This is a genomic window from Stenotrophomonas sp. P5_B8 (genome assembly GCF_054049855.1).
In genome coordinates this window covers 1-24884 of record NZ_JBFULO010000015.1, presented here as the reverse complement: position 1 = coordinate 24884, position 24884 = coordinate 1, and the positions used below count along the sequence as shown (strand labels likewise).

20 protein-coding genes and 1 pseudogene are annotated in these 24884 nt (G+C 68.5%); all 21 read right to left on the bottom strand.

What is annotated here, in order from left to right:
* Nucleotides 1-252: pseudogene (locus ACXJKH_RS01780) on the bottom strand (MBOAT family O-acyltransferase); the annotation flags it as partial.
* A 12-nt stretch (nucleotides 253-264) separates the two neighbouring features.
* Nucleotides 265-1389 (bottom strand): alginate O-acetyltransferase AlgX-related protein, encoded by a 1125-nt coding sequence (locus ACXJKH_RS01775; RefSeq protein ID WP_457318070.1) that lies wholly within the window; start codon nucleotides 1387-1389, stop codon nucleotides 265-267.
* A 4-nt stretch (nucleotides 1390-1393) separates the two neighbouring features.
* Entirely contained in the window at nucleotides 1394-2428 is a 1035-nt protein-coding gene (locus tag ACXJKH_RS01770; RefSeq protein WP_457318069.1) for an alginate O-acetyltransferase AlgX-related protein, read from the bottom strand.
* Nucleotides 2429-2448: 20 nt separating this feature from the next.
* On the bottom strand, nucleotides 2449-5268 hold the full coding sequence (locus tag ACXJKH_RS01765; protein ID WP_457318068.1) for an NfrA family protein: 2820 nt from the start codon (nucleotides 5266-5268) through the stop codon (nucleotides 2449-2451).
* The gene (locus tag ACXJKH_RS01760) at nucleotides 5265-7409 is read right to left on the bottom strand and encodes a glycosyl transferase family protein (RefSeq protein WP_457318067.1); all 2145 of its coding nucleotides are present in this window, start codon (nucleotides 7407-7409) and stop codon (nucleotides 5265-5267) included. The genes ACXJKH_RS01765 and ACXJKH_RS01760 overlap by 4 nt, the downstream gene beginning before the upstream one ends.
* 6 nt (nucleotides 7410-7415) lie before the next feature.
* A complete protein-coding gene (locus ACXJKH_RS01755) occupies nucleotides 7416-9629 on the bottom strand; it encodes a hypothetical protein (RefSeq protein WP_457318066.1) in 2214 nt (737 codons plus the stop codon).
* Nucleotides 9626-10807 carry a non-hydrolyzing UDP-N-acetylglucosamine 2-epimerase gene (gene wecB / locus ACXJKH_RS01750; RefSeq protein ID WP_457318065.1) on the bottom strand — a complete coding sequence of 394 codons (1182 nt, stop codon included), beginning with the start codon at nucleotides 10805-10807 and terminating at the stop codon, nucleotides 9626-9628. The genes ACXJKH_RS01755 and wecB overlap by 4 nt, the downstream gene beginning before the upstream one ends.
* A 171-nt stretch (nucleotides 10808-10978) precedes the next feature.
* Complete coding sequence (pncB, locus tag ACXJKH_RS01745; protein WP_457318064.1) at nucleotides 10979-12154, bottom strand: nicotinate phosphoribosyltransferase; 1176 nt, start codon at nucleotides 12152-12154, stop codon at nucleotides 10979-10981.
* Nucleotides 12155-12200: 46 nt separating this feature from the next.
* Nucleotides 12201-13037: a glycosyltransferase family 2 protein gene (locus ACXJKH_RS01740; protein WP_256775373.1), complete on the bottom strand. Its 837-nt coding sequence runs from the start codon at nucleotides 13035-13037 to the stop codon at nucleotides 12201-12203.
* The gene (locus tag ACXJKH_RS01735) at nucleotides 13034-13891 is read right to left on the bottom strand and encodes a glycosyltransferase family 2 protein (RefSeq protein ID WP_457318063.1); all 858 of its coding nucleotides are present in this window, start codon (nucleotides 13889-13891) and stop codon (nucleotides 13034-13036) included. Before ACXJKH_RS01735 ends, ACXJKH_RS01740 begins: the two co-directional genes overlap by 4 nt.
* Before the next feature lie 103 nt (nucleotides 13892-13994).
* Entirely contained in the window at nucleotides 13995-16202 is a 2208-nt protein-coding gene (gene gspD / locus ACXJKH_RS01730) for a type II secretion system secretin GspD (RefSeq protein ID WP_457318062.1), read from the bottom strand.
* Between the two features lie 10 nt (nucleotides 16203-16212).
* Complete coding sequence (locus ACXJKH_RS01725; protein ID WP_457318061.1) at nucleotides 16213-17004, bottom strand: hypothetical protein; 792 nt, start codon at nucleotides 17002-17004, stop codon at nucleotides 16213-16215.
* On the bottom strand, nucleotides 16994-17797 hold the full coding sequence (gene gspM, locus ACXJKH_RS01720; protein WP_457318060.1) for a type II secretion system protein GspM: 804 nt from the start codon (nucleotides 17795-17797) through the stop codon (nucleotides 16994-16996). Before gspM ends, ACXJKH_RS01725 begins: the two co-directional genes overlap by 11 nt.
* On the bottom strand, nucleotides 17772-18938 hold the full coding sequence (locus ACXJKH_RS01715; protein WP_457318059.1) for a PilN domain-containing protein: 1167 nt from the start codon (nucleotides 18936-18938) through the stop codon (nucleotides 17772-17774). The genes gspM and ACXJKH_RS01715 overlap by 26 nt, the downstream gene beginning before the upstream one ends.
* Nucleotides 18935-19798 carry a general secretion pathway protein GspK gene (locus tag ACXJKH_RS01710; protein ID WP_457318058.1) on the bottom strand — a complete coding sequence of 288 codons (864 nt, stop codon included), beginning with the start codon at nucleotides 19796-19798 and terminating at the stop codon, nucleotides 18935-18937. The genes ACXJKH_RS01715 and ACXJKH_RS01710 overlap by 4 nt, the downstream gene beginning before the upstream one ends.
* On the bottom strand, nucleotides 19795-20439 hold the full coding sequence (locus ACXJKH_RS01705) for a type II secretion system protein J (protein WP_256775366.1): 645 nt from the start codon (nucleotides 20437-20439) through the stop codon (nucleotides 19795-19797). Before ACXJKH_RS01705 ends, ACXJKH_RS01710 begins: the two co-directional genes overlap by 4 nt.
* Complete coding sequence (gene xpsI / locus ACXJKH_RS01700) at nucleotides 20436-20852, bottom strand: type II secretion system protein XpsI (RefSeq protein ID WP_256775365.1); 417 nt, start codon at nucleotides 20850-20852, stop codon at nucleotides 20436-20438. Before xpsI ends, ACXJKH_RS01705 begins: the two co-directional genes overlap by 4 nt.
* The gene (gene xpsH, locus ACXJKH_RS01695) at nucleotides 20849-21268 is read right to left on the bottom strand and encodes a type II secretion system protein XpsH (RefSeq protein ID WP_457318071.1); all 420 of its coding nucleotides are present in this window, start codon (nucleotides 21266-21268) and stop codon (nucleotides 20849-20851) included. The genes xpsI and xpsH overlap by 4 nt, the downstream gene beginning before the upstream one ends.
* A gap of 93 nt (nucleotides 21269-21361) precedes the next feature.
* Nucleotides 21362-21790: a type II secretion system major pseudopilin GspG gene (gspG, locus tag ACXJKH_RS01690; RefSeq protein WP_457318057.1), complete on the bottom strand. Its 429-nt coding sequence runs from the start codon at nucleotides 21788-21790 to the stop codon at nucleotides 21362-21364.
* Between the two features lie 46 nt (nucleotides 21791-21836).
* Nucleotides 21837-23057 carry a type II secretion system protein XpsF gene (xpsF, locus tag ACXJKH_RS01685; RefSeq protein ID WP_457318056.1) on the bottom strand — a complete coding sequence of 407 codons (1221 nt, stop codon included), beginning with the start codon at nucleotides 23055-23057 and terminating at the stop codon, nucleotides 21837-21839.
* Between the two features lie 37 nt (nucleotides 23058-23094).
* The gene (gspE, locus tag ACXJKH_RS01680; RefSeq protein WP_256775362.1) at nucleotides 23095-24822 is read right to left on the bottom strand and encodes a type II secretion system ATPase GspE; all 1728 of its coding nucleotides are present in this window, start codon (nucleotides 24820-24822) and stop codon (nucleotides 23095-23097) included.
* Nucleotides 24823-24884 lie beyond the last annotated feature (62 nt).

Here is a 24884-nt window from a genome sequence, read left to right as displayed (position 1 = left end):
CAGCGCGGTGGCCAGCAGCTGCAGCTTCGGTCGCTTGGCCAGTGACAGGATCACCAGGCTGATCAGGTAATTGAACACGATCGAGCCGGACAGCAGCAGCACGAACTGCGGGTTCCACCAGCCGTAGAACACGATGGAGGCCACGCACAGCCACAGCGCGGCCAGGCGCGGCCGCACCGCACCCAGGGCGTAGTGCACGCCCAGCGCGATCGGCAGGAAGACCAGCAGGAACAGGAAAGAGTTGAAAAGCATCGTCCGTAGCGCTCAGTGGATCTCGGCCAGCGTTGCCTGCTCACCGTCGGTCAACGGCAAGGACAGGGCCATTTCAGAAAATTCCCAGACCACCAGCTGTACTGTCGGCGGCCATTGCGCGCGCTGCGGCCAGGCCGCCAGCAGCGCGCCGGAGAACTGGCCGCCATCCAGGCTCTGGTTCCACACTTCGCGCCCAAGCGCATGGCCCAGGCGTTCGGCGAACAGGCTGCGACGGCCATTGGAACTGCCCAGCAGCAGCACCTCCACCGGCGGGGTGTCATCGAGCAGGCCACCGCTGCGCAGTGGGGTGATCACCTGCTCCGACTCGCGGTCCAGCGCCGGTCGCCATGCCGGTGGTGCGTGTTCCAGTCCGGCCAGCACGATCAGGTCGCCCATGCGCGGCTTGGCCGGACCCGGCGCGCCCACGTCGAAGGCCTGCCCGCCCTGCCCCCCCAGCAGCGGCAGCGCGGAGCCGGCCACGGCATCGGCGGCGCGCTGGGCGCCGATCCGGTTCATGTGCACGTCGGTGCGGAAGAACATCGGCGCCGTCCCGTCCTGCAGCACCGGCAGCAGATCGGTGGACGGCACCTGCGCAGCGCGCAGCGCCTGCTGCCACTGGCCCAGGCGCGCACGCATCGCGGTCGAGGTGCGCAGCCCGCAGGTGTGGGCCTGTTCAATCCGCGATTTGTCCGGCACCACCACCACCAGCAGCTGCACGCCCTGCGCCTTGAGCTGGCTCGACCAGTGCTGCATCAGCCGCACGCGCTGGGTGAACACGTCCGCGCCCGCGCCCGGTTGCGGACGCAGCCCATCGCGGTAGAACAGCCAGTCCGGGCAGCCCAGCGCCACCTGCGGTCCGAGGTCGCCGAGCAGGCGATAGCGCAGCGCGGCCGTGACCCGATCGGCCTGGGCCTGCACGGGCAGCTTGAGCGCATCGTTGATCGCGCGACCCGCCGCGCCATCGGCCCAGCGCGCCGGTGCCAGCGAGCCGGCCGGCAGCCTGGCATGGCCCAGCATCCAGCCGCCGGCAAGCAGGCCGATCAGCAGCAGCGCGATCACCACCACCGCGGTGGCGATGTGGGCACGGGCCGGCGCGGCCGGTGGCAGGGGCGCAGGCGCGCCGGGACGTGCACTCATCGCCTTACTGCCCCAGTGCCTTGTTCAAGCGCGCGGTCCACTGCTGCGGGGTCATGATCGAGGCGTTGTCCCACTGGCCGCGCGCCTCCGGACCCTGCACGTAGGACGGCTCGAACATCTGCCAGACCAGCACCTGGGGTTTGTGCTGGCGGAATTCGGGCGATTCCAGATACTCCAGCAGCATCACCCAGTGCCCGACGTTGCCCGGCTTCCAGTTCACCGACACCGGCCGGTCGAGCACGTTGGAGAGTTTCTGCGGGAAACCGAAATACGGCTGCACCATGCTGTGCCCGGTGACATGCACCGGTGCCGGCGCGTCGTCGAGCAGCGACTGCTGTTCGGCCTGGCGGCGCACGGTGAAGGTGTCCCGGCCAATGGCCTTGCGCTGGTCATCGGTGAGGAACAGCTCGGCCAGGTCGCCGAAGCGGCGTTCCTTGATCTCGCTGCCCAGTGCCATGCCGCTACCGGCCTGCCCCTCCAGCTGTGGCACCTGCTGGCGGACCTGCGCGGCCACCGCCACGGCGACCGCATCGGCGGCCGGCTGGGTCCAATGCTGGTCGCTGCGGTAGAACACGTCCTTGCCCCCCTGCTTGACCTGGCGCAGCACCTGCAGTGCATCCACCGCGGGGACATCGGCCTTCACCAGGCCGTCGTGGACCAGCGCATAGCGACCCCGCACGGCATCGCTCATGCGCTTGCCATCGGGCAGTTTGTCTTCGTAGAACAGCGCCTTGTCCGGCAGCACCAGTACTTCCAGCTTGACCCCCGCCGCGGCGAGCGCGGCGCGTGCCTGGGCGATCAGCTGGGTGTTGCGGTTGATCGCCGGGGCATCGACCTCGGTCAGGCTGCCCCAGGCCGGGAACAGCCAGCCGTCCTTGCCGATCATCACGATGGACGAATCCTGGCTGGCCGGGGCGGCAGCAGGCGCGGGTGCGGCCTGTGCCAGTGCCGACAGCGGCGCCGCGGCCAGCAGCGCGGTGCACAGTACGGCCCGCAGCAGCGGTCGGGCCGGGGGGGCGTTGCGACGGTCAAGGGTCATCGTCAATTCCTTCTGCATGATCAGTAGTAGAGCGTGGCCGTGGCGAACAGGCCCTTGGCACGCTGGGTATCGCCGCCGCCGATGGCAAAGCGGTACTGCACGCCCAAGTCCAGGTACGAACGCGCGGCGTTGTAATGGTCTTCGCGGAACCAGTAGCGCACGCCGATCCCCGGGCCGGCGCCGAGCGACCAGCTGCTGGCGGTATCGGACAGGTTGAAGGACTGCACGCCGATCAACGGGTACTCGATGCCGCGCACCTTGGAACGCTGGTCGATCCAGTCCGCGCCCACCACCAGGTAGGGATTGACCACCCAACGGGTCTGGTCTGCTCCAAAGCGGTAGCTGCGCCCCGCCCGCACTTCGGCCGCGCCGAACCATTGCTGGCGGCGCAGGTGACCGTCGGAGGCGAGGATGCGCTGGGCCGGATCGCCGTTGGCATCCAGACTGTCGATGGTGAAGTGCGCGTCGTTGTCGTCCCAGGTGTAGCCAGCCTGGGCGTAACCACTGACGGTCCACCACTGGTTGACGTCCGTGCGGACCCCGGTGCCCTTGTAGAAGCCGTAGGTGAGATAGGACATCCAGCCGCCGGCGTTGCTGTCCAGCCGATAGCGGGCCAGCGTGTTGATCTGCAGCGGCCGGTTCGACTCGACCTGGATGCGGCACTGGATCGCCGCCGAATCGGGATAGATGCCGCCGTTGCGGGTGGCGGTACCGACGAACTGACGGCGCTCGATGCCGGCACTCAGGCCGGTCTGGCCGAACGCGTAGCGCACACCGAACGAGGCGATGGTGGACGGCCAGCCGGCGATCGAACGCGAACGGCTCAGGCGCTCGGCGCGTTCACGTGCATCGTCGGTCGCCACGCCCGTACACGGGTCCACGGCCTTGATCGATTCGAACGTGCCGCCACCGTCGTAGAGCGTATTTGCGATACGCGCATAGGCTTCCAGCGTGCCGTGCCGATTGTTGGTCGCCGAGGGCCGCCAGAAGGCTTCCAGCGTGCCGAACACCGAATCGCCCGGCGTGCTGATCGCCGCACCGCCCAGGTTGGTGGCGGCCTGGCGTGCACCGCGATAGCCGGCCGAGGCGATGATGCCCCACTCGCGCGACAGGTTGGCGATCGAGCTGCGGGTGTTGTAGCGCTGCGCCTTGTCCAGCTTCAACGTACCGGCGTCGGCACTGTCGATGGCACCGCGCAACAGGGTGACCGCCAGGCGGTTGTCGCCGCTGGCGGCGCTGGCATAGGCCTGGTCCAGCAACACGGTTGGCGGCGCCTTGCCGGTGGCCTCGGCCGCGCGGAAATCGGCCAGGGCCTGTTCGGGCTGGCCGACCCGCTGGTTGAGGTAACCGCGCTGCATCAGCAGGCCGGCATCATTCGGTTTGGCGGCCAGGGCAGCATCCAGCCGCTGGCGCGCCTGCGCGGCCTGCGCGCGGTCGCCGGCCGACAGCGTGGTGGTGAGCAGCGCCTGCAGGGTGAGGTTGTCCGGATCATCGTTGAGCGCCTGCTGCGCCTGCCGGATGGCTTCCTGGTAATCCTGGCGACCGAAGGCGGCATAGGCCCGCTGCGATGCGCCGCCCTCGCCCTGCAGATCGGCCGGCATCACTTCGCATTGGGTGCCGTAAGGCGTATCGCGGCACTGCTGGAACGGTGCCGGGTACGCGCTCAGGCTCAGGTCGGTGGCGGCATGCGGATGGCGCAAGGCCTTGCCCCGCGTAACCACCGCCTGCTCGATCGCCTTGCGGCTGTCGGCATCCAGGTCGGCGTCGCTGCCCTGCTGCAGCGGCTGCAGCAGGCGTACGGCACGCTCATGGTCGCCGGCGGCAAGTGCCGCGTCCACGGCCAGCAGACGCACGTTGCGTTGCTGCTGCGCGTCCAGCCAGTCCTGCTTGAGCGCGGCATCAAAGTCTGCATTGGCCTGCGCGGATTTCATCTGCCGCTGGCGCAGGTAGGCGCGCATCACCAGTGCGACGGTGTCGTCGCTGTCGTTGTCCAGGGCCTGGTCGGCCGTGGCTTCGGCCGCCGGCAGCTGCTCATCGAGCATCTGCGCGGTCATCAGCAGCAGTCGGTGCGAGGCGACGTCGGGCGCACGCTCCACCGCCTGCCTGGCAAAGCCGGTTGCCGCGCCGAAATCCTGCGCGATGAGGGCCTGGTAGGCTTCCTGCGCCGGCTTGACCGCGCGTTGGCGGCCGAGCGCAACCCGCTTGGCCTGCAGGTCGCCCACGTTCGGTGCGCCCAGCTGGATCGCCGTCGCGGCGGCGGCATCGGCCTGCTCGAGTTGCTGCTGCGCTTCCAGCGACGCCACCCACAGCGTTGCCCACGCACCCTGCTGCGGTTGCTGGCGGAACGCGTGTTCGGCCTTGCTGGCCGCTTCGGTCATGCGGTCGTTGTTGTAGGCCTCGTAGGCCTGGGTGGCGAGCGCGAAAGCCCGTTGGTAGGCAAGCTCGGCAGCGGTGGGTCTGGCGGCGGTGGTGACACGCCCTGCGCCTGCCACGCCACTGCCCGTACGCGGCGCGCTCGCCAGCGCCGGCAGCGCCGGGTCGTTGATGCCGTCGGCGATCGCGCGCTGGGCCAGCGCGCGTGCCTCGTCGTTGCGACCGAGCTTCTGCGCCGCGTAGATCTGCAGCAGGCGCAGCCGCGCCACGTCCGGGCGCAGGCGCGCCGCTTCGGTGGCGTTGCGATAGGCCTGCGCGTAGTCGCCGCGCTCGTAGGCGCCGAAGGCCTGCTCGGCAATGCGGTAGGCATTGCCGGCCAGCGGCAGCGATTCCTGTGCGTGCACGCCGGCACTGCCCAGGCCGAACAGGCTCAGCGCGATCACGCTCGAAAGCAGGGTGGTCCTCATGCCTTCAGCTCTCCGTCTGCGCTGTACTGGGGTTGGCCGGAACGGCGGTGCTGCTCGCGTACCGCTTCGGCGATGGCCGCCTCGGTGGCCACGCCGTGCTTGACCAGGTAGTCGCCGATGCGGCCATCGCGCTGCGGCTTGTACTCGTCCAGCACACGTTCGAACTGGTCGCGTGCGATCAAGCGCATTTCCACCAGCAGATCACCCAACAGCGGCACCGCATCGATGCGGTAGCTTTCGCCACTGATCAGGCGCAGGCCGGCATTGACTTCGCTTTCGCGCGCGATCGACTGCTCCAGCGCGGTGGCCTCCACATCCTGCAGCAGTTGCGCCTGCTCGGCCCCGTTCAGCGGGTTGGCCACGGCGATGGACAGGGTGCCGGGCGTGCTGCCCGGCAGCGGCAACAGCCGCCACTGCACGCAGGCTCCCACCGACAACGGGAACACGCCGGCCCGCAGGTAGTCCACGTCGATCAACGCGCGCGGCAGATCACTCTGGAAGGCAATCGCCTCGGCCAGGGTCTCATCGTCGAGCCAGCCCTGCGACACCAGAATGCGGCCCAACGGCTGCTGGCGGCCGCCCTGCTGCTGTTGCAGTGCTTGCTCCAGCCGTTCCGGTTCGACCGCCTGCCAGGTGGTCAGCAGTTCGCCCAGCCGCTTTCGGGTCTGCACCAGCTGCGAGGCGCTGGGGAAATCATGCATGGTCTTGTCCCACACCATGYGCTTGCCAAACAGCAGGTAGAGCAGGAACATCCGCCACGCACGCGCGGTGGCCATGAAGTTGATCATGTTGCCGACCACCATGCGCGGGATCGACATCAACGCATGTTCCCACCCATACAGGAGATTGACGAAGTAGAAGCGCTGCACCACGCGGGAGGCCAGCGCGGCGGTGGTGATCAGGGCGATGTTCATCTGCCACGTGCCGGCCTGGAAGATGGTCGGAAACTGGGTATGCCACAGCCCGGTCATCTTCAGCACCCAGAACAGCAGCAGCTGCAGGAAGATGAAGTAGGCGAGGATGCTGACGAACGAGGTGATGATGCCCTTGCGATCGCGCGCCAAAAGGTACTTGGTCGCCAGCGAGCCGCGCCAACCCAGCGTCTCCCAGCTCTGCAGGCCGATACCCAGGACCCAGCGCGCCTTCTGCCGGTACGAGGCACGGAAGTTGTCGGGAAAATATTCGCGCACGCACAGCGCCATCGACTGGGTGCTCTCGCGCACCGGCCCCCAGCCGAACCACGACGGGCGGCGCACGCGGAACTGCACCGGGAAGCGGGCGAAGATCGACTGCATGCCCATCGCCGCCAGCCGCGCGCCGACGTCGTAATCTTCGGTCAGGCTGTCGTTGTTGAAGGGCTGGTTGTCGGTGGCCGCGCTCAGCGCCAGCAGCGCCTTGCGCGAGAAGCAGGTGCCCACGCCGGCCGACGGCACCATGCCGGACACGCTTTCGCGCACCACCAGGTCCTTGGCGTGCCACTCGGCGAACTCGTCCATGTAGACACCGGCGATCAGCTCGTACCACTCGCGGTCCAGCGAGGTCACCGGCAGCTGGATCATGTCCTTGCGCGGCAGCAGGTAGTTGAAGAAGCGCAGCTCCATCGGGTGCAGCACGTCTTCGCTGTCATGCAGAATCACCCCGGCGAATTCGATGTCGTGGCGTTTCTCGTAATCGAAGATCGACAGGATCAGCCAGTTCAGGCAGTCGGCCTTGCTGGTCGGCCCGGCATGCGGCACCTCGACCCGGCGCAGGCGTTTGTAACGGCGACGCATGCGCTCCACTTCGGCGATGGTCTCGGCATCGTTGGGATAGGTACCCACGAAAACGATGTACTCGCGGTAGTCGAGTACATCGATCATGTTTTCCACCATCTGCGCGATCACGTCGTACTCGGCCCACGCCGGCACCATGATCGCCAGCGGTTGCTCCGGCCGCTGCAGCAGATCCTGTTGGGTCAGCGGGCGGTAGTCGCGGCGTTTCTTGACGGTCAGGGTGCGCCAGCTTTCGCGGATCCAGTACCAGACGTCGATGAACAGGTCATCGAGGCTGGAGATCAGGATCAGCACCGCTACCACCGCCGCGGCTGTTTCCAGCGCGGCGTAGTAGTTGGCCAGGTGGATATCCCAGGGGAGACCGTTCACGGCCGATCAGTGCCCGCTGCTGCCGGACTTGCGGCGACGACGGATCTGCGCGAYGCGTGCGGCCAGCAGCGCGAACACCACCAGCCCGACCAGCACCAGCAGCCACACCATGTGCTGCTGCCACACCGGCTGCGGGTTGCCGGCATCGGCCACGCGCGCCCCGTAGGGATCCTTGCTGTCGAAATCGCTGACGACACCGCTGCCATCGAGCACGGCCAGGTCGCCGCGCAGCAGCCGGAACGGCGCCTCCAGCGACGGCCCCTGCTGGCCAAGGTCGTTGTAGAGCACACCGATGTGGCCACCGCCGTCCACGACCTGCACGGCGGCGGCGTGGTCGAGTCCGGCCACGTCGAGCAGCGGCGCGTCGCCGCCATTGACCACCAGGCGACCGTCCTTGAGACCGGCCGGCGTGGTGCCGGACGGGGCCAGGGCGAAGGCCAGGTACGGCTGGCCCGGGCTGATCGCGCTGCCGGCCGCCACCACCTTCAGTTCGGCGGCCTGCGGCGACACGCCCACCGCGCTGGCGATGGCGATCACCTTGTCCAGCGACGTCGGGGCGTCCTGCAGCCAGGTTGCCGGCACGAACACCTCATTGGCGTGTGCGAGCTGGCTGGCGGCCCCGATGAAATCGTTGTCGAGCGTGCGCTTGGCCAGGGTCAGGTGACTGCTGGGCAGGATCGACACCGGGAACGCGGTGGCCGGATCGTGGCAGTACGGCCGCGCCGGCTGGCGCAGGAAGCTGATCTTCACTTCATTGCGGGCCGCCAGTGCATAGGCGGGCACCTTGGCGGTCAGCCGTTGCGGCTTGCCGTCGGTGGCCAGCACCTTGGCACCGAGCAGGTAGTCGTTGAAATAGATGCTCGCCACCGCGCCCTGCCCGGCCGCGTTGGGGGCGGCCGAGACGTCGATCACGACCTGGTCGGGCAGTCGGCCATCGGCCGACAGCGCGCCCAGCTCGAAGGTAGCGCTGCGGTCGCCACGGGTGACGATATCCAGCGTACCGGCGATATTGCCCAGGCGGCTGAGCAGCACGGCATCCTGCTTGACCGGCGCCGGGCTGGCCTGGGCCACCTGCAGCTCGCGGCCCAGGGCGTAGTTGCGCCACTGCTCGCTGAGCAGGCCGGCAACCTTGCCGCCCGCCGCAGCGGCCACCACCAGGGTCGGACGCCCGGCCACGGCGGCCACGCTCACCGACGCGTTGCCCGGCCCTTTCTCCAGCGCGGCCATGTCGCTACCGCGCCAGGCAGTGAACGCGGCCGCTGCATCGCTGCTGCTGGCGCCTACTTCGGTGGCCAGTGCATCCAGCGCTGCGCGCACGCCGGCGCGCAGCGGATCACTGCTGATCGCCACATCCACCGCCAGCGGACCGCTGTCGCGCAGCGACAGCAGCGCGCCCACTTCGGCCAGGCTGGCGATGCGATGCTGCGCGCCGCCGGCGGCCAGCGCGGCGTAGGCCGGCACGCCCTGCAGGCTGGCGGGGATGCTGATGCCGGTCAGGTCGACCGTGCTGCCCACTGCCGGCAGCGCTACCACCTCGACCTGTTTGCCGCCGTTGCGCAAGGCCGCACCGACGCGCCAGGCGGCGTCATAGGCCGGTGCCTGCAGCGCCTTGCCATCGACCAGCAGCCGCACCCGTGCCGGCAATGCGCCCCAGGCCTTGGCGACGGTGTTCACGGCACGGCCATCGAAGCGGTAGCTGAAACGCGAATCCGGCGACAGCCGCAGGACGTTGGCCGGCGCGCTCTGGTCGGCGCAGCGGTAGTCGGATACGACCGACCACCAGCCCACATTGACCCGCACGAAGCCGTTGTCGCGCGGCAGGCCGTCGATGGCCAGCAGCTGGCTGGCATCGCCCTGCGGATCGGTGATCGAGCGCGCGGCGACCGGGTCGCCATCCACCGACCACAGCCCCGAGCTGCGCCCGGTATGCCCGCGCACGTAGCGGCCATCGAGCTGCAGCTGCGCGTCGCGGGTCGGCACGCCTGCCGGTACCGGCAGGTAGATCTCGCGCTGGCTTTCCTGCCCGCTGAGCGTGATCGGCTGGCGGAAGCCCAGCTCGCGCAGGGTCATGCTGCGGGTCACCGTGGCATCGCCGGCCCACTCGCTGAACYGCCCGGCGGCGGTGTCGGCCGCCATCGCAGGGCTGAGTGGGAAGGCCAAGGCCAAGACCAGCGGTAATACCTTGGGGAAGCGTGCGGTACTACGGATGGTGTTGGTCATGGCGTCAGTTCTGAAAGGGAGGTGTGGGACATCGGGACGGCGTGGGCGGCCACAAACTCGTCGAACCGCTGACCACGCAATGCAGCAACGATCCGCGCCGAGGCCCGGCCATCGCCGTAGGGACTGGCGTCGGCGATGAAGTGCGCCGCCACCTGCGGCGCATCGCAGGCGGCATGCACGGCCGCCACGATCCGCGCAGGATCGGTGCCGACCAGGCGGACAACGCCGGCCTGCACCGCTTCGGGCCGCTCGGTGACATCACGCATCACCAGCACCGGCCGGCCCAGCGCCGGGGCTTCTTCCTGCACCCCACCGGAGTCGGTCAGCACCACGTGCGCGCGCTGCATCAGGCGGACGAAGTTGAGGTAATCCTGCGGTGCGATCAGGTGCACGTTGTCCAGGCCGCCCAGGTGCGTATGCACCGGCCCCTGCACGTTCGGATTGAGATGCACCGGGTAGACGATCTGCAGGTCCGGACGCTGCGCCAGTTCGGCCAGCGCGCGACAGATGTTCTCGAAGCCGCCRCCGAAGTTTTCGCGGCGGTGGCCGGTGACCAGCAGCAGCTTGCGGTCGGCCTGCAGGAACGGGAACTGCGCATCGATCGATGCACGCAGCGCGGCATCCTGGTCGATGCGCTCCACGGTCTGCTTGAGCGCGTCGATGACGGTGTTGCCGGTCACGCTGATGCGCCCGGCCAGGTTTTCCTGTTCCAGGTTGTAGCGCGAGCTGTCGGTCGGGGCGAACAGATGGTCGGCGACCACGTCGATGACGCGGCGGTTCATTTCTTCCGGCCACGGCTGCTGCAGGTCGCCGGTACGCAGGCCGGCCTCGACATGCCCCACCGGAATGCGGCGCTGGAAAGCGGCCAATGCCGCGGTCATGGCCGTGCTGGTATCGCCGTGCACCAGCACCCGGTCCGGCTGTACCTGTTCGTAAAGGGCATCGAGTTTGGCGAACAGGCGCGAGCACAGCCCGTTGAGGGTCTGGTTGGCCACCATCACATCGAGGTCGTGATCGGGCTGGATGTCGAACAGCGACATCACCTGATCGAGCATCGCCCGGTGCTGCCCGGTGATGCAGACAATGGACTCGATATCCGGCGCGGCGTGCAGCGCCCGGACCAGCGGTCCCATCTTGATCGCTTCAGGACGGGTACCGAAAACAGATAGAACCTTCACCGGACAGCTCCCTGTGATGACCAACGAGTGTGACTTCCATCACGCAAATCGTAGGCCAAGTGGCGAGAGCTAGCCAGTGCAACGTGATGTGGATCACATTTCCCAAGAAAAGTGACGCTRTGCGTCACTTATTGCCCCGAGGTGCACTTCATTGTTGCTTTTGTGCGCGTTTCACTCAGGTGAAAGTTCGAATACCTGGCGCAGATAGGCCAGGTAGCCGGGGTCGTCGCACATGCTCTTGCCCGGCGAATCGCTGAGTTTGGCCACCGGCTGGCCGTTGCAGCGGACCATCTTGATGACAATGTTGAGCGGGGTCGGGCCGAGGTCGTTGGTGAGGTGCGTGCCGACACCGAAAGCGACCTGGCAGCGGCCGCGGAAGTAGTCGAACAGCTGCATCACCTTCTCGATGTTCAAGCCATCGCTGAACACCAGCACCTTGCTGCGCGGATCCACGCGACGGTCCTGGAAGTGGGCCAGCATGCGGTCGCCCCAGGCGAAGGGATCGCCGGAATCGTGGCGCACGCCATCGAACAGCTTGCAGAAATACATGTCGAAATCGCGCAGGAAGGCGTCCAGCCCGACCACGTCGGACAACGCGATGCCGAGGTCGCCGCGGTATTCGCGCGCCCACGATTCCAGCGCGGCCACCTGCGAATCGCGCAGCCGCGGCCCCAGCGCCTGGAACGCCTGCAGGTATTCGTGGGCCATGGTGCCGTGCGGGGTCATGCCGTACAGGCGGGCGAAATGCACGTTGCTGGTGCCCACGAACTGCGCACCCAGCGCCTCGCGCAGCATCGGCAGCATGCGCGCATGCCAGTCACGCGAGTAGCGGCGGCGGCTGCCGTAATCGGCGATACGGCACAGCTCGAAGCCCGGGGTGTCGCGCAGCAGCGCGGTCTTTGCCTGCAGGCGACGCTCGCCTTCGGCGACGTCCGGCGTGGTGGTGTTGCGGAACCAGACCTCGTTGATGATCGCCAGCAGCGGCACTTCAAACAGGATGGTATGCAGCCACGGGCCGGTGATGTTCAGGTCGATCTCGCCGGGCACGCTGTCCGACGGGCGCAGATCGATGTACTTGCGGTCCAGGTGGAACAGACCGAGGAAATCGGCGAAGTCCGGTTTGACGAAACGCAGCCCGCGCATGTAGTCGAGCTCGTCGGTGCTGAAGCGCAGGCGGCACAGGTGATCGATCTCTTCGTTGATCTGATCGATGTAGGCGGCCAGGTCGATGCCCGGGGTGCGGCACTTGAACCGGTACTGGACCTGGGCACCGGGATGCTGATGCAGCACCGCCTGCATCATGGTGAATTTGTACAGGTCGGTGTCGAGCAGGGACTGGATGATCATGCCCGGATTATGCGCCTGCCCGGATGTACCGACCAACGCCCGGCGGTCAGCGCGCGCGGAGCAGCCGCGGGATCTGCACGAGCGCGTGGGCCCAGATCGCAGCGAACACCGCGCCCTGCACCGGCAGGCTGCGCTGGCCGGCTTCGAACTTGCGGAAATAGCGCCACAGGCCGCGATGCTTGTGCCACTCGACGAAGAACGGGCGCGAGCGACTGGATACGCCACGCACGTGGACGACCTTCAGGTCATTGGCGATCGCCACCAGCGCACCGGCCTGGCGCACCCGGCGGCACAGGTCCAGGTCTTCGGCATGCAGGCGGTAGCCGGCATCCCAGCCGCCGATGCGGTCGAACAGCGTGCGTGGCATCAGCAGCAGCGCGCCGGACAGCGCCGGCACCGGCTGCAGCGACTGGTTCGGATCAGCAGGGAGGGCCAGCTTCGCGCCCTGCCCGGGCGAGCGCAGCATCGCGCCGAAATCCGGATCGCGACGGCGCACCGCCGCATCGGGCTGGCCGTGCTCATCGACCTGTTCGACCCCGAGCAGGCAGTCACCGATGCCCCTCGCCCGCTCGCACAGCTGCGCCAGGGTCTCGGCGTCGACCATCAGGTCCGGGTTGATGAAGGCCAGCCACGGTGCCTGGCTGGCGGCCACGCCCTGGTTGTTGGCGGCGGCAAAGCCGGGGTTGTCCGGATTGGCGATGAAACGCACGCGCGGGTCAGCGCTGGCGTGGCGCTGCATGATCTCCAGGGTGCCGTCGCTGGACCCGTTGTCCACCACCCGGATCTCGACCACGCCACGGGCGGCGCGCAGCCGGGTCAGGCAGCTGTCCAGGGTGCTGGCACTCTGGTAGCTGACGATGATCGCGGCAATGGCAAGGCTCAAGCAGGTGACTCCGGTGGGGCGGCGGGCACGGCGAACAGATCGCCCTGGGACCGCGGCATTATCGCCTGCCGGTGCAGCTGCTGCAGTGTGTCGCGCATCTGGCGCAGCGGGTCGGTCATCAGGAACGCGGCCAGCCGCGGCTGCCAGCCGGGCCAGCGCGTGCCGAGCGCGTCCATGTCGCCATCGAACGCACGGCCTTCGCTGGCGCGGGCGACGAACGCGGTTTCGCACAGTGCATTGCGCCAGCCCAGGCCCGCCATCCGCAGGCTGAGGTCGACCAGCGCGGCGTTCCAGGACCCGTAGCTGTGCATGTCCAGTCCGCCGGCCTTGCGCCGGGCGTTGGCGCGCAGCAGCACCGCGTGGGTCACGGCCGAGGGCAGTTCCGGATGCATCGGCGGCAGTGCTGCGCAGGCCTGGGCCATCGCCGCCAGGTCGACCGGCACCGGGTCGATCTCGCCCAGGCGTGGCCATGCGGCAGTCTCACCGGCATTGCACCACGGGGTGGCCGAGCCGATCGAGGAATCGCGCGCGAAGCAGGCATCGAGCTGCTGCAGCCAGCCCGGCGCGGGGATGGCGTCGGGCGCCAGCACCACCACATCCGCGCCTGCGCAGGCGCGCAGCATTTCATCCAGGTGGGCGACCTCGCCGATGCTGCTGGCGCGCCGGGTGTACTCGGCCTGCAACGGCGTGTGTGCCAGCCAGTGCGCGATCACCGCCTGCGCGCGTGGCCCGGCCTGGCCGTCATCGGCCAGCCACAGCGCGGTGTCGGCCGGGGTGCCGGCATCCAGCGCGCCCAGGCAGCGGTCCAGGGCGCTGTCATCGACCCCGATCGGCAGCAACACGATCGTCCCCATCGGTCCTCCTGTGCGCGGCGTACGGGAAGCGGCCGGTCACGATGACCGACGCCTGGCCGCAGCGTAGCAGGCGCGCCGGCTGCGGTGACAGCGCGACGGCGGCTCAGTTCTTCTTCGGATGGCTCGGGAACGGCTCCATCGCGCGGAAGCGGCTGCTGTACTCGTCGGTGAGGTTGCGCGACTCCTGGGCGTTGCGCACGATCGTGGGGGTGAGCAGCACGATGACTTCGGTGCGGGCGCTTTTCTGGGTCTTCCGGCCGAACAGCGCGCCAACCACCGGGATCCGGCTCAAACCGGGGACACCGTTGGAGCCATCCTCGTTGGAGTCGGTGATCAGGCCGGCCAGCATGATGGTATCGCCACTCTGCACGGCGGCCTCGGTGGATATCTTGCGGGTGTTGATCGGCGGGTTGCAGGTGGTCTTGGTCGCATCGCAACCGTTCGGCGTCGCGCCCGCCGAGCTGACTTCCTGCACGATATCGAGGAACACCACGCCATCGCGGGTAATGCGCGGACGTACCTTGAGGATCACACCGGTGTCCAGATACTGCACCTGGCTGTAGGTATTGTCGCCCACGCCGGTGTTGACCGACACCGAGTTGATCGGAATCTTGGTGCCGACGTTGAGGGTGGCCTCGGCGTTGTTGCGCACGAACAGCGATGGGGTCTGCAGCAGACGCAGGTTGGTGACCTTGTCCAGTGCGCTGATTACCGCGGCCGCGTTCTTGCCCAGGAAGGTCCAGCCCACCCCGCTACTGCCAACCACACCGGAGGTGCTGCCCCAGATCGAGCGGCCGAGCGCGCTGGCCAATCCGGCCCCGCCACTTTCGACGGGCGCGTTGACCGCCTCCTCGAAGAACCAGTTCACGCCATAACTCAGGTCGCCGGTGAGTGCCACTTCAGCCACCTGCGCCTCGATATGCACCTGCATCGGCATCACGTCTAGCTTCTCGATCACCTCGCGGATCGAGCGCCATGCCTGCGGCGTGGAGCGCACCAGCAGCGTGTTGGTTTCTTCCACCGCCGATACGCCGACGGTGTCACCCTTCACTTCCAGGCTGAAACTGGCGTTGCCGGACTGCCGCTGCGGCAGGCTCATCGTGCCATCGCCCAGACCGCTGCCATTGCTGGACCCGGTGTTGCCCATGGTGCTGTTGTTGAGCGCGTTGTCGCGGTTGCTGCCCAGCTCCATCTGGGTCGCGCCCGGGGCGAGCGAACTGCTGCTGCCCCGCCCGCTGCGCCCGTTCTCGTTGGCAAAGGCCTCGGCCAGGCGTTCGGCCAGGTCCTTGGCCTTGACGTAACGCAGCTCGTAGGAAAACAGCCGCGCGCTGCCACCGGCGCTGTCGATGCGTTCCAGCCACTGCTGGATCTGGTCCAGGTAACGCGCCTGCGGGGTGATCACCAGCACCGCGTTGGCGTTCTCCAGCGGCAGGAAGCGGAACATGCCGGCACTGGGGGTCTTGCTCTGCTCGCCGAACACTTTTTCCAGGTCGGCCGAGACCTGCTCGGCCTTGCCGGTCTGGATCGGGAACACGCCCACCGACATGCCCGACAGCCAGTCGACGTCGAAGATCTCCACCGTGCGCAGGTAGTTCTCCAACTCGCTGCGGGTGCCGCCAAGGGTGATCACATTGCGGCCGCTGTCCACGTTGACGATCGCATTGGGCCGCGCATACGGCTCCAGCACCTTCTTCATCTCGGTGGCCGAGATGTACTGCAGCGGCACCACCCGCACCTCGAACCCGCGCGCACTGGACGCCGGCGCGGTACTCGGCGCGACGGTACCAGCCAAGGCCTGGTCGGCGGCAACGATGTTGTAACGGCCGCCGCTGTAGACCATGCGCGCGTTGTTCCAGCCCAGCACCATCTCCAGCAGGTTCAACGCCTGCGCCGAGGACACCGGCTTGGGCGTGGCCAGGGTCACGGTGCCCTGTACGCCCGGGGCGATGACGTAGTTCTGGCCCAGCATGTCGCCGAGGATCGCCTTGACCACCGCGTGCACCGACTCGCCTTCGAAGTTGAAGGTGGCGGTGCCGTTGCCGGCCTGCGACAGCGATGGTGATGCGGCGGCGGCCGCGCTGCGGTTGATCATGGTGCCGGTGCCCCGACGGATCACCGCCTGCGGCGCGCCGTCGGCCAGCGCCTCGGCATCGACGCCCTCGCGCGAGCCATCGCCGGCCACCACCTGATGCGTGCCATCGAGGTCTGCGTTGCGACGGACGTCCGGAGCCGGTACCGACGCACACCCGGCCAGCAGGGCCACGGCGAGGGACAGGCAGAAATGACGCGGGGAGAAAAGACGCAATGTCATGCTGTGCACTCTAGTTGTTCTGGCCGGAGCCGCCGGTGGGCGGTCGCTGCGACGGTTGCTGTTGTTGTTGCAGCTGCTGGCGGCGCGCCTGGATGCGCGCGCGGATGGCTTGCATCTGCGCGTCACTGGGGCCCTGTGCGGGCGCGTTCTGCGCGGCAGGTGCCGGCGGCGGTGCGGGCGCAGGGCCCGGCACGTTGACGGTGGCCTGCGCCGGTCGTGCGGCCTGCGGCGCTGCCATCGGCAACGGCGTAACGCCGGCACCGGCCGGCGGCACGGCGCCGTTGACCGGATTGCCCAGCACCGTGGGCGGCTCGCCGCCCTGGCCGTTGAACACGGTCAGTTCCAGGGTCTGCGTACCGCCGGGGCCGCTGACCGTGGCGCTGCGCGGCTCCAGCGCCAGCAGCTGCCAGCCGTTCACCGGCTCGCCATTGAGGCGCAGCCGCAACGACTGCTTCTGGTCGGTGGTGAGGATGGCCATGCTGAAGTCAGCGGTGAGCAGCACACCGGTCAGGCTCACTGCGCTGGACGCCCCAGGTTCGCTGCCGCCGAGCAGGTACGGGCGCGGCTTGCGATCCTCGGCGAACAACGGGCGCGCGCCGATCTGCGCATAGGCCTCGGCCGAGGCGATCCGCTCCGGCGCGGCTGCCGGCAACGCCGGCAGCGGCGACGCGCTGCGCTCACCATCGGCAGCGGCGGGAATGCGCCCGCCCAGGCCGAACAGGGTGGCGATCCAGATCGCGGCCGCCCACAGCATCGCGGTGGCCAGCCACCAGCTGCGCAGCGAAGACAGTTCAATCTTCATGGCTGTCCTCCCGGCCTTCGGCCGCGCGGCTCGCAGCGTCTGCCGCGTCGCTGGCCTGCTGCGTTGCTGCATCGGCGGTCGCCTGGGGATCATTCGGCACGGCCATCGCCGGTGCCGGACTCAGCCCGGTGCCGTCGGAGAGGCCCGGCGCTGCCGCAGTGACCGGTGCGCTGGCGGGCGCCGCGCCCGCGGTCGCATCGGCCATCGCATCCGGCTTGAGGTAGYCGACCAGTTCGAAGGACACATCCAGCCCGGTGCCGGTTTCATTGGGCGACTGCTGGAAGCGCTGCGCGAGCAAGTTGAGGTTGTTGATGAACAGCCGTGGGCTGCCCGTTTCCAGGGTGTACAACACCGCCGCCATTTCCGGGATGCCGCAGCGCAGGCGTACCTGCAGCGCAATACGCGGGAACTGCGCATCGCCGCTGGTGTCCTGCAGCGGCGAACGGTTGCTGATGGTGCAGCTGCGGTTGCCGGGACTGGCCGAGGCCACCGCGTCCTGCAGGCGCGAAGACAACGCGGCGGCGGCGGATTCGGCGGTCGCCTCGCGCAGGAAGCCGGGGCGCCCGGCCAGCGCGGCCTGCGCCTGCTGCAGGCCGCGCGCGACCGCAGCGCGCTGCTGCAGTTGGGCCTGCACGCGCTGGTCGCGCTCCTGCAGGTCGCTGATATCGGTGTTGATCGCCAGCAGCGGCCGGGTGAACCAGGGGTGCACCAGCACCAGGTAGGCCGCCGCGATCACCGCCAGCAGCAGCGCCAGCGCCAGCCAGCGGTCACGGCGTGTGGTCGGCATTGCCATTGGCAACCTCCGCGGCGGGGGCGGCAGCGGCCGGCTTGGCGACGGCCCCGGGCAATGGCTGCAGTTCGGCGGTGAGGGTGAAGCGGTCGCGCCCGGCGGCGCCCCCGTCGGCCTGCAGCACGCCGGTGAGGTTGACCTTGCGCCACAGCGGCGAGTCCTGCAGCAGCGGCACCAGCTGCGAAGCTTCGCGGCTGAGCCCGATCAACTGCAGCGAATCGCCTTCCACCGACAGCTTTTCAAGATAGGTGCCATCGGGCAGCAACCGGGTCAGTTCATTCCACAGTTCCACGGTGCTTGCGTGCGCGGTGCGTTTCTGTTCCAGGAACGCCGCGCCTTCCACCAGCGTCTGCAACTGCTGGCGTTCGGCGGCCACCTGGCGTGCATCACGCGCAGCGGCGTTGACCTGGTCGCGCAGCGCATCGGCCGCAGCCTGGCGGTTGTGCAGGATCTGCTGCCCGGCCAGTGCCAGCAGCACCAGCGTAGCCACCGCCAGCAGCAGGTTCCAGCGGCGCATCGGGTCACGCAGGGTCTGGCGCTGTTCCAGCGGCAGCAGGTTGACGCCCAGCGGCTGGCCATCGGCGTCGGCGACGTCGACGCCGGCCAATCCCTGCGCCCACGGCCCGACCTGCTGCGCCCACTGCTGCAGCGCCTGCTGCGGCATCACCACCAGTTCGACCTGCAGCTGGCCATCGTCCAAGGCGCCCAGCTCACGCACATCGAAGCTGACCTGCGCCGGTTCGAACGGGGTCTGGCGATCGATTTCAAAACGCACCACATCGCGCAGACGCGCGGCAGCGGCGGCCGGCAGGCGCAGCGGCCGGCGCAATGCGGCGCTGGCCGGCAGCAGCCAGTGCCGCGGCAGCGTGCGCAACCGCGCGTCCAGGCGCTGTTCCAGTGTGGCCGGGGATTGCGGCCAGGGCAGTTCGATCACGCTTTGCGTGTGTGCGCCGGTCTCGCGCAGCACCACCAGCTGATCGCCGTGCTGCTGCAGCAGCAGCCGCGAGCGCGACCAGCCCAGCGCCCATTGCCAGCGCTCGGGCAACCACGCCAGCAGCGAACGCCGCCACCAGCGCAGGCCATTGCCCACGCCCGGCGCCAGTTGCCCCTGCGCCCGCACCAGACTGTCCCGCCATGCCGTCATCGTGCTGCCATTCCCTGTTCCCAACGAAGTACTGTGTAAGTCGTTCCCGGCGTGCCTGCGTTCCCCATCCGCACCACCCCCTGCAGGACCGACACCCGGCCGCGATCATCCATTGCGCGGCTCTCGATACTATAGGTGCCGCTGCCGCTGGCAAGCGCTGCACCGCCCACTTTCTGTTCTTCACCTACCGCGGACTGCTCGCGCTGGGCCAGTAGTTCCCGTGCATCCAGGCCCATGGCGGTCAGCACCGGCCCGGCGGCAAAACGCKGATCGGGACGGGACTGCCGACTGTACAGGGTCAGCATCGGCTCGAGTTGTTCATACAACGCGGCATCCATGCCGAGCACGCGCTGCAGTTCGCCCAGTGTCTCGAAGCGGTTGTTGCGCGGGCCGTACGGCAGGCCGGCGGCAACGTATTCGGGCAGCTCGGCACCGCCGGCAGGCTGCTTGAGGCTGTCGGCATCGCGCCAGTCGACGATCGCCCCGGCCAGTTGCTGGGCGCGCGCGGTGTCCACGCCCATCGCGCGCAGGAAAGCCTGCAGCAGCGTGGCGTCGGCCAGGTTGAGGTTGATCTTGCCGTTCTCATCGACGATGTGCAGGTCGATCCGGCGCTGGTCGAACTCCCAGCGGTAGCGGCGCCCGTCCGGCGTCCAGGCCGGGCGCATGGCGCTGGGCTGCAGCCGGTACAGCGCGTATTCCAGGCCGGCACGCGCATGTTCCTGCCCGATCGCATCGTCGCCCACCACGCGCTGCTGCAGATGCTCCACGCGCGCACTGAGCGCGAACGCACCCACCACGGCAGTGAGCAGCGCGATCAGCCACAGCACCAGCACCAGCGCGGCACCGCGCGCGCGCCTCACTGGCGTACCCCGCGCTGTTGGGCAAGCGCGGCCACCATCGGCGGCCAGGCCGGCCCTTGCCGGGGGGTGACGGTGATCGACACCAGCAGGGGCAGTCGCCGGGTATCTTCCCAGCGGTCCTGCCAGTCGCCGAGTTGGCCGTTGCGCGGGTCGATGCCGCGATAGCGGAACGCCACCGCGCGCAGTCCATCGGCGAGCACTTCCGGCGGACGCGGCGGCGTTTCTTCGATGCGCTCGCCGTTCTGCACCAGGGTGAGCGTGACCTCCAGCCGCTGCGCCTCGCCGCTGCCACGCACCTGCAGGTCATGCACGTACGGCCCACCGCGACCGAGGTATCCGGGCAGGTCGGAGACAAACAGCATGTGCTGCGCCTCGCCCAGGAAGTACACCGGCTCGCGGGTGGGATCCGGCGGCGTGGTCGCGGTCAGCATGGCCATCGACAGACGCCGGCGCAGGAAGCCTTCAACCGCGCGCATGCGTTCGTTCTGCGACACCATCTGCTCGCCGCGCTGGCTGATCGCCATCGCCGAACGCACCGTGGCGAAGGCCAGCGCCAGGCCGCCAACCAGCAAGGCCGTTGCGAGCAGGACTTCGATCAGGGTGAAACCGCGCTGTGCGCCGGTACGCGAGTGGCCGCTCATCGCGCCCCCCCCGGGTTGGCCGGCAGCAGGCGCAGGCTGCGCCATTGCAGGCGGTCGGCGTCGGCATCGCCCCAACGCACCTGCAGGGTCAGCTGCGCCAGCGTCGGCCCGGCCACCGGCTCGGCGACTGCCGCCGCCGCGCCGCGTGGCTCCGCATACGGCACCACGTCCAGTTCCCAGCGGTAGCGGCCGTCTTCCCACTGGCCGGCGCTGTGACCGGCCTGYAGCGGCGCCTCGATACCGGTCACGGCCAGCAGCGACTGCGCGTGCAGCACCGCGCGGCTGCGCAGGTCGGCCTGCCTGATCTGCCGCGAGGCGCCGGACAGGCTGCCCAGCAGCAGGGTCAACGCCAGCGCCAGCAATGCAAAGGCGACGATCACTTCCAGCAGCGAATACCCGCGTTGGCGCTTCATCGACGCTCCCGCGGCTGGCCCGAGCGCACTTCGCCGGTGATCCAGCCAACGTCGATCCGCCACACCGCACCGCGCACCTCCAGCTCGATGCTGCCGCCGCTGGAGGCACCATCGGGGTAGAACGCGATGGCGCCCTGCCCGGTCGCCGCGGCCACTTCACGCGCGCCGCGGAAGTGCACCTCCAGCGTCGCCGGCAAGCTGCCATGGCGGCCGTTGGCACCCTGCCAGGTGCGCGCCTGCGGGTCGATCAGGAAGCGCTGGCGTTCGCCCGTGGCGATGGCCTGGGTGCGGGTATAACGCAGCTGGGTGGCCAGCTCCTTGCCGGCATTGCGCAGGCGCATGCCGTYGATGCCGCCGTTCATCGCGGTGGCGGTGACCACACCGACGATGGCGATCAGTGCGACCACCAGCAGCATCTCCAGCAACGACAGCCCCGCCGCCACGCGTGCGGGGCGCGGTGGACAACGGAGCGGTGCGTGGCGTGACGGGAGAATGGCCGGCAAGCAGGCTTACTCGTAATGGATGTCGGCGTCGTAACTGCTGCCACCGACCTTGCCGTCCTTGCCCAGGCTGATCAGGTCGAACGGCTGGCCTTCGCCGGGTGCGCGGTATTCCAGCGGGTTGCCCCACGGATCGTTGAGGTCGGCCGGCTTGGCATACGGTCCCAGCCAGCCGTTGCTGCCGCTCGGCTGGGTGACCAGCTCATCGAGCTTGGCCGGCAGCTTGCCGGTATCGAGCTGKAAGTTTTCGACCTTGCCGGCCACGGTCTGGATCTGGGCCTTGGCGATGTTGGCCTTGCCGCGATCGGCGCCGCCGAGCACGCGGCTGCCGACCAGGGTAAGCACCGCGCCGATCAGCACGATGACGATGATGATTTCCAGCAGGCTCATGCCCGACTGGTTGCGCGGCGAGGAAAAACGGATCAGGCGGCGTTGCATGCGGCAGGCTCCTTGCGGGATGTCATGTGTGAGGGGTGCGCCATCGTCAGCCGATGGCGTTGGTGAGGTCGTACAGCGGCACCAGCACGGACACGATCACCAGGCCGACCACCGAGGCCAGCACCAGGGTGATCACTGGAACCATGGCCGACAGCAGACGGTCGATCGCGCGCGCGCTTTCCTGTTCGAAGGTGTCGGCGGTCTTGAGCAGCATGGTATCGAGCGCGCCCGATTCCTCGCCGACCTGGATCATCTGCAGCGCCAGGCGTGGAAAGCGCTTGCTGCGCGACAACGACAGCGACAGGCCGTTGCCGTTCTTGACCTCGTCGCTGGCGGTGTCCACGTCGGCGGCCAGCGCGCGGTTGCCCAGTACGTTGCGGGCGATGCCCAACCCGGCCAGCAGCGGCACGCCATTGCGCAGCAGCGTACCCAGCGTGCGCGCCAGACGCGCGGTTTCCAGCTTGGCCAGCAGCGGGCCGATGCCCTTGCGCTGCAGCAGCCAGCCGTCCATCGCCAGGCGGAACGCCGGTTGCCGCAGCTTGCGTTCGATCACCAGCAGCGCCAGCGCCGGCACCACGATCATCGCCAGCCAGCCCTCGCGCACCACCAGGCCGGCGGCCAGTACCCACTGGGTGAACCACGGCAGGGCCACGTCGAGGCTTTCGTACATGAGCGCGAACTGCGGCACCACGTAGCCCAGCAGGAACAGCAGCGCGCCGCCGACCACGGCCAGCAGGATGGCCGGGTAGATCAGCGCATTGATCACGCGGCCCTTCAACTCGGCGCTGCGCTCAAGATAATCGGCCAGCCGCTGCAGGGTGTCGTGCAGGCTGCCACCGGCCTCACCGGCGCGAACCATGTTGACGTACAGCCGCGAGAACAGGCCATGCTGGCGTTCCAGTGCCGTCGACAGCGAAGCACCGCCGCGCACCACGTCGCGGATCTCGGTGATCACCCGGCGGCTGCGCTCGTCCTCGGGCAGTTCCAGCAGGATGGTCAGCGCGCGGTCCAGCGGCTGGCCGGCGCCCAGCAGGGTGGCCAGCTGCTGGGTGAACTGGACCAGCGCGGCACCGTCGAACGGCTTGCGCCGCAACAAGGCCGCCCACGAGGAGGCGGTAGCCACCCCCTCGCTGGCCAGCCGCGCTTCCATCGGCAGGTGACCCTGGTCCTGCAGACGCAGCGCGACCTCGGCTTCGCTGGCCGCGTCCATCTGGCCATCGAACACCTCGCCATGGGCGTTGAGCGCCTTGTAGCGGTACTGCGCCATGCTCAGCCGCCCGCCCGCCGCCGCGTCCGTGTACGCATCAGGATTCCTCCGTCACGCGCAGCACTTCCTCGAGGGTGGTGTGGCCCGACAACGCCTTGGACAGACCATCCTCGTACATGGTGCGCATGCCGGCCGCGCGTGCGATCTTCTCGATCTCGCCCATGCCGGCGCGTTGCATCACCGCACGCCGCAGTTCGTCGTTCATCACCAGGAACTCCATGATGGTGGTACGGCCGAGATACCCGGTCGGTGCAATCGCCGAGGGCTGCGCGCGATACAGGAAGATTTCGCCGTCCGGTTGCAGGCGGCGCAGTTCGAACTTCTCGATCTGCTCGGGCGAGGCCAGGTAGCGCTGGGCGTGCTGCGGCTCCAGCCGGCGCACCAGGCGCTGGGCCAGGATGCCGTTGATGGTGGAGGTGAGCAGGTAGTCTTCCACGCCCATGTCGAGCAGGCGGGTGATGCCGCCGGCGGCGTTGTTGGTGTGCAGCGTGGACAGCACCAGGTGGCCGGTCAGGGCGGACTGGATCGCGATGCGCGCGGTTTCCAGATCGCGCATTTCGCCGATCATGATGATGTCCGGATCCTGGCGCACGATGCTGCGCAGCGCGTGGGCGAAATCCAGCCCGATCTGCGGCTTGGCCTGGATCTGGTTGATGCCTTCGATCTGGTATTCGACCGGGTCCTCTACGGTGATGATCTTCACATCGGAGGTGTTGAGCTGGCTCAACGCGGTGTACAACGTGGTGGTCTTGCCCGAACCGGTCGGGCCGGTCACCAGCAGGATGCCGTGCGGCTGTTCGAGCACCTTGCGGAACTGCGGCAGGAACGCATCGGTGAAACCCAGCCGGTGGAAATCGAACACCACCGTGTCGCGGTCGAGCAGTCGCATCACCACGCTTTCGCCATGCGCGGTGGGCACGGTGCTGACGCGCAGGTCCAGTTCCTTGCCCTGCACGCGCAACATGATGCGACCGTCCTGCGGCAGCCGGCGCTCGGCGATATTGAGCCGGGCCATGATCTTGATGCGGCTGATCACCGCGGCGGTCAGGTTGGCCGGCGGGCTCTCGCCTTCGATCAGCACGCCATCGACGCGATAGCGCACCTTGAGGCGGTTCTCGAACGGTTCGATATGGATGTCCGAGGCGCGCAGTTCGAATGCGCGCTGGATGACCAGGTTGACCAGCCGGATCACCGGTGCCTCGGACGCGAGATCGCGCAGGTGCTCGATATCATCGACCACGCTGCCCTCGCCATCGGCAGTCTCCACGATCGCCCCCATCGCGCTGCGGCCCTGGCCGTACCAGCGTTCGATCAGGTCATCGATCTCCGCGCGCAGCCCGACGTGCACGCGCACCGGCACGCCCATGGCCAGGCGCACCGCATCGGCGGCGTAAGGATCCTGCGGATCGCTCAACCACAGGTCGAGAACACCCTCCTGCAGCGCCAGGGGGCAGACATGGAATTGTTTGAGGAAGCGCAGCGACAGCGGCAGCGCGTCCAGCAGCGATTCGGGGGCGGCTTCGGGCACGGCGCGTGCCTCCAGCAGCGGCAGCTGCAGAACCTCGGCGCTGGTCTGGGCGTGGTCGCGCTCGGACACCAGGCCCAACCGCACCAGCAACTGCAACAAGCTGCCACCGGCTTCGCGGTGCAGCGGACGGGCCCGCGCGAGGTCGCCTTCCTTCAGGCGGCCATTGCGCAGCAACGCCTCGACGATGCGGTGTTCCGCACTGGAATCTGCAGTGGAATCGTGGGCAACCGCGTTCACAAAAGCTCTCCTGGCGACCGTGCGACTTTAGCAGTTCAACGCTGCCCTGCACCGCTTTGGAG

Excerpts from the sequence above, each read along its gene's own strand:
- gspD (WP_457318062.1), bottom strand. The coding sequence starts at position 16,202 with ATGACATTGCGTCTTTTCTCCCCGCGTCATTTCTGCCTGTCCCTCGCC.
- ACXJKH_RS01705 (WP_256775366.1), bottom strand. The coding sequence starts at position 20,439 with ATGAGCGGCCACTCGCGTACCGGCGCACAGCGCGGTTTCACCCTGATC.
- ACXJKH_RS01765 (WP_457318068.1), bottom strand. The coding sequence starts at position 5,268 with ATGAGGACCACCCTGCTTTCGAGCGTGATCGCGCTGAGCCTGTTCGGC.
- ACXJKH_RS01775 (WP_457318070.1), bottom strand. The coding sequence starts at position 1,389 with ATGAGTGCACGTCCCGGCGCGCCTGCGCCCCTGCCACCGGCCGCGCCG.
- ACXJKH_RS01725 (WP_457318061.1), bottom strand. The coding sequence starts at position 17,004 with ATGAAGATTGAACTGTCTTCGCTGCGCAGCTGGTGGCTGGCCACCGCG.
- ACXJKH_RS01735 (WP_457318063.1), bottom strand. The coding sequence starts at position 13,891 with ATGGGGACGATCGTGTTGCTGCCGATCGGGGTCGATGACAGCGCCCTG.
- ACXJKH_RS01715 (WP_457318059.1), bottom strand. The coding sequence starts at position 18,938 with ATGACGGCATGGCGGGACAGTCTGGTGCGGGCGCAGGGGCAACTGGCG.
- xpsF (WP_457318056.1), bottom strand. The coding sequence starts at position 23,057 with ATGGCGCAGTACCGCTACAAGGCGCTCAACGCCCATGGCGAGGTGTTC.
- ACXJKH_RS01770 (WP_457318069.1), bottom strand. The coding sequence starts at position 2,428 with ATGACCCTTGACCGTCGCAACGCCCCCCCGGCCCGACCGCTGCTGCGG.
- pncB (WP_457318064.1), bottom strand. The coding sequence starts at position 12,154 with ATGATCATCCAGTCCCTGCTCGACACCGACCTGTACAAATTCACCATG.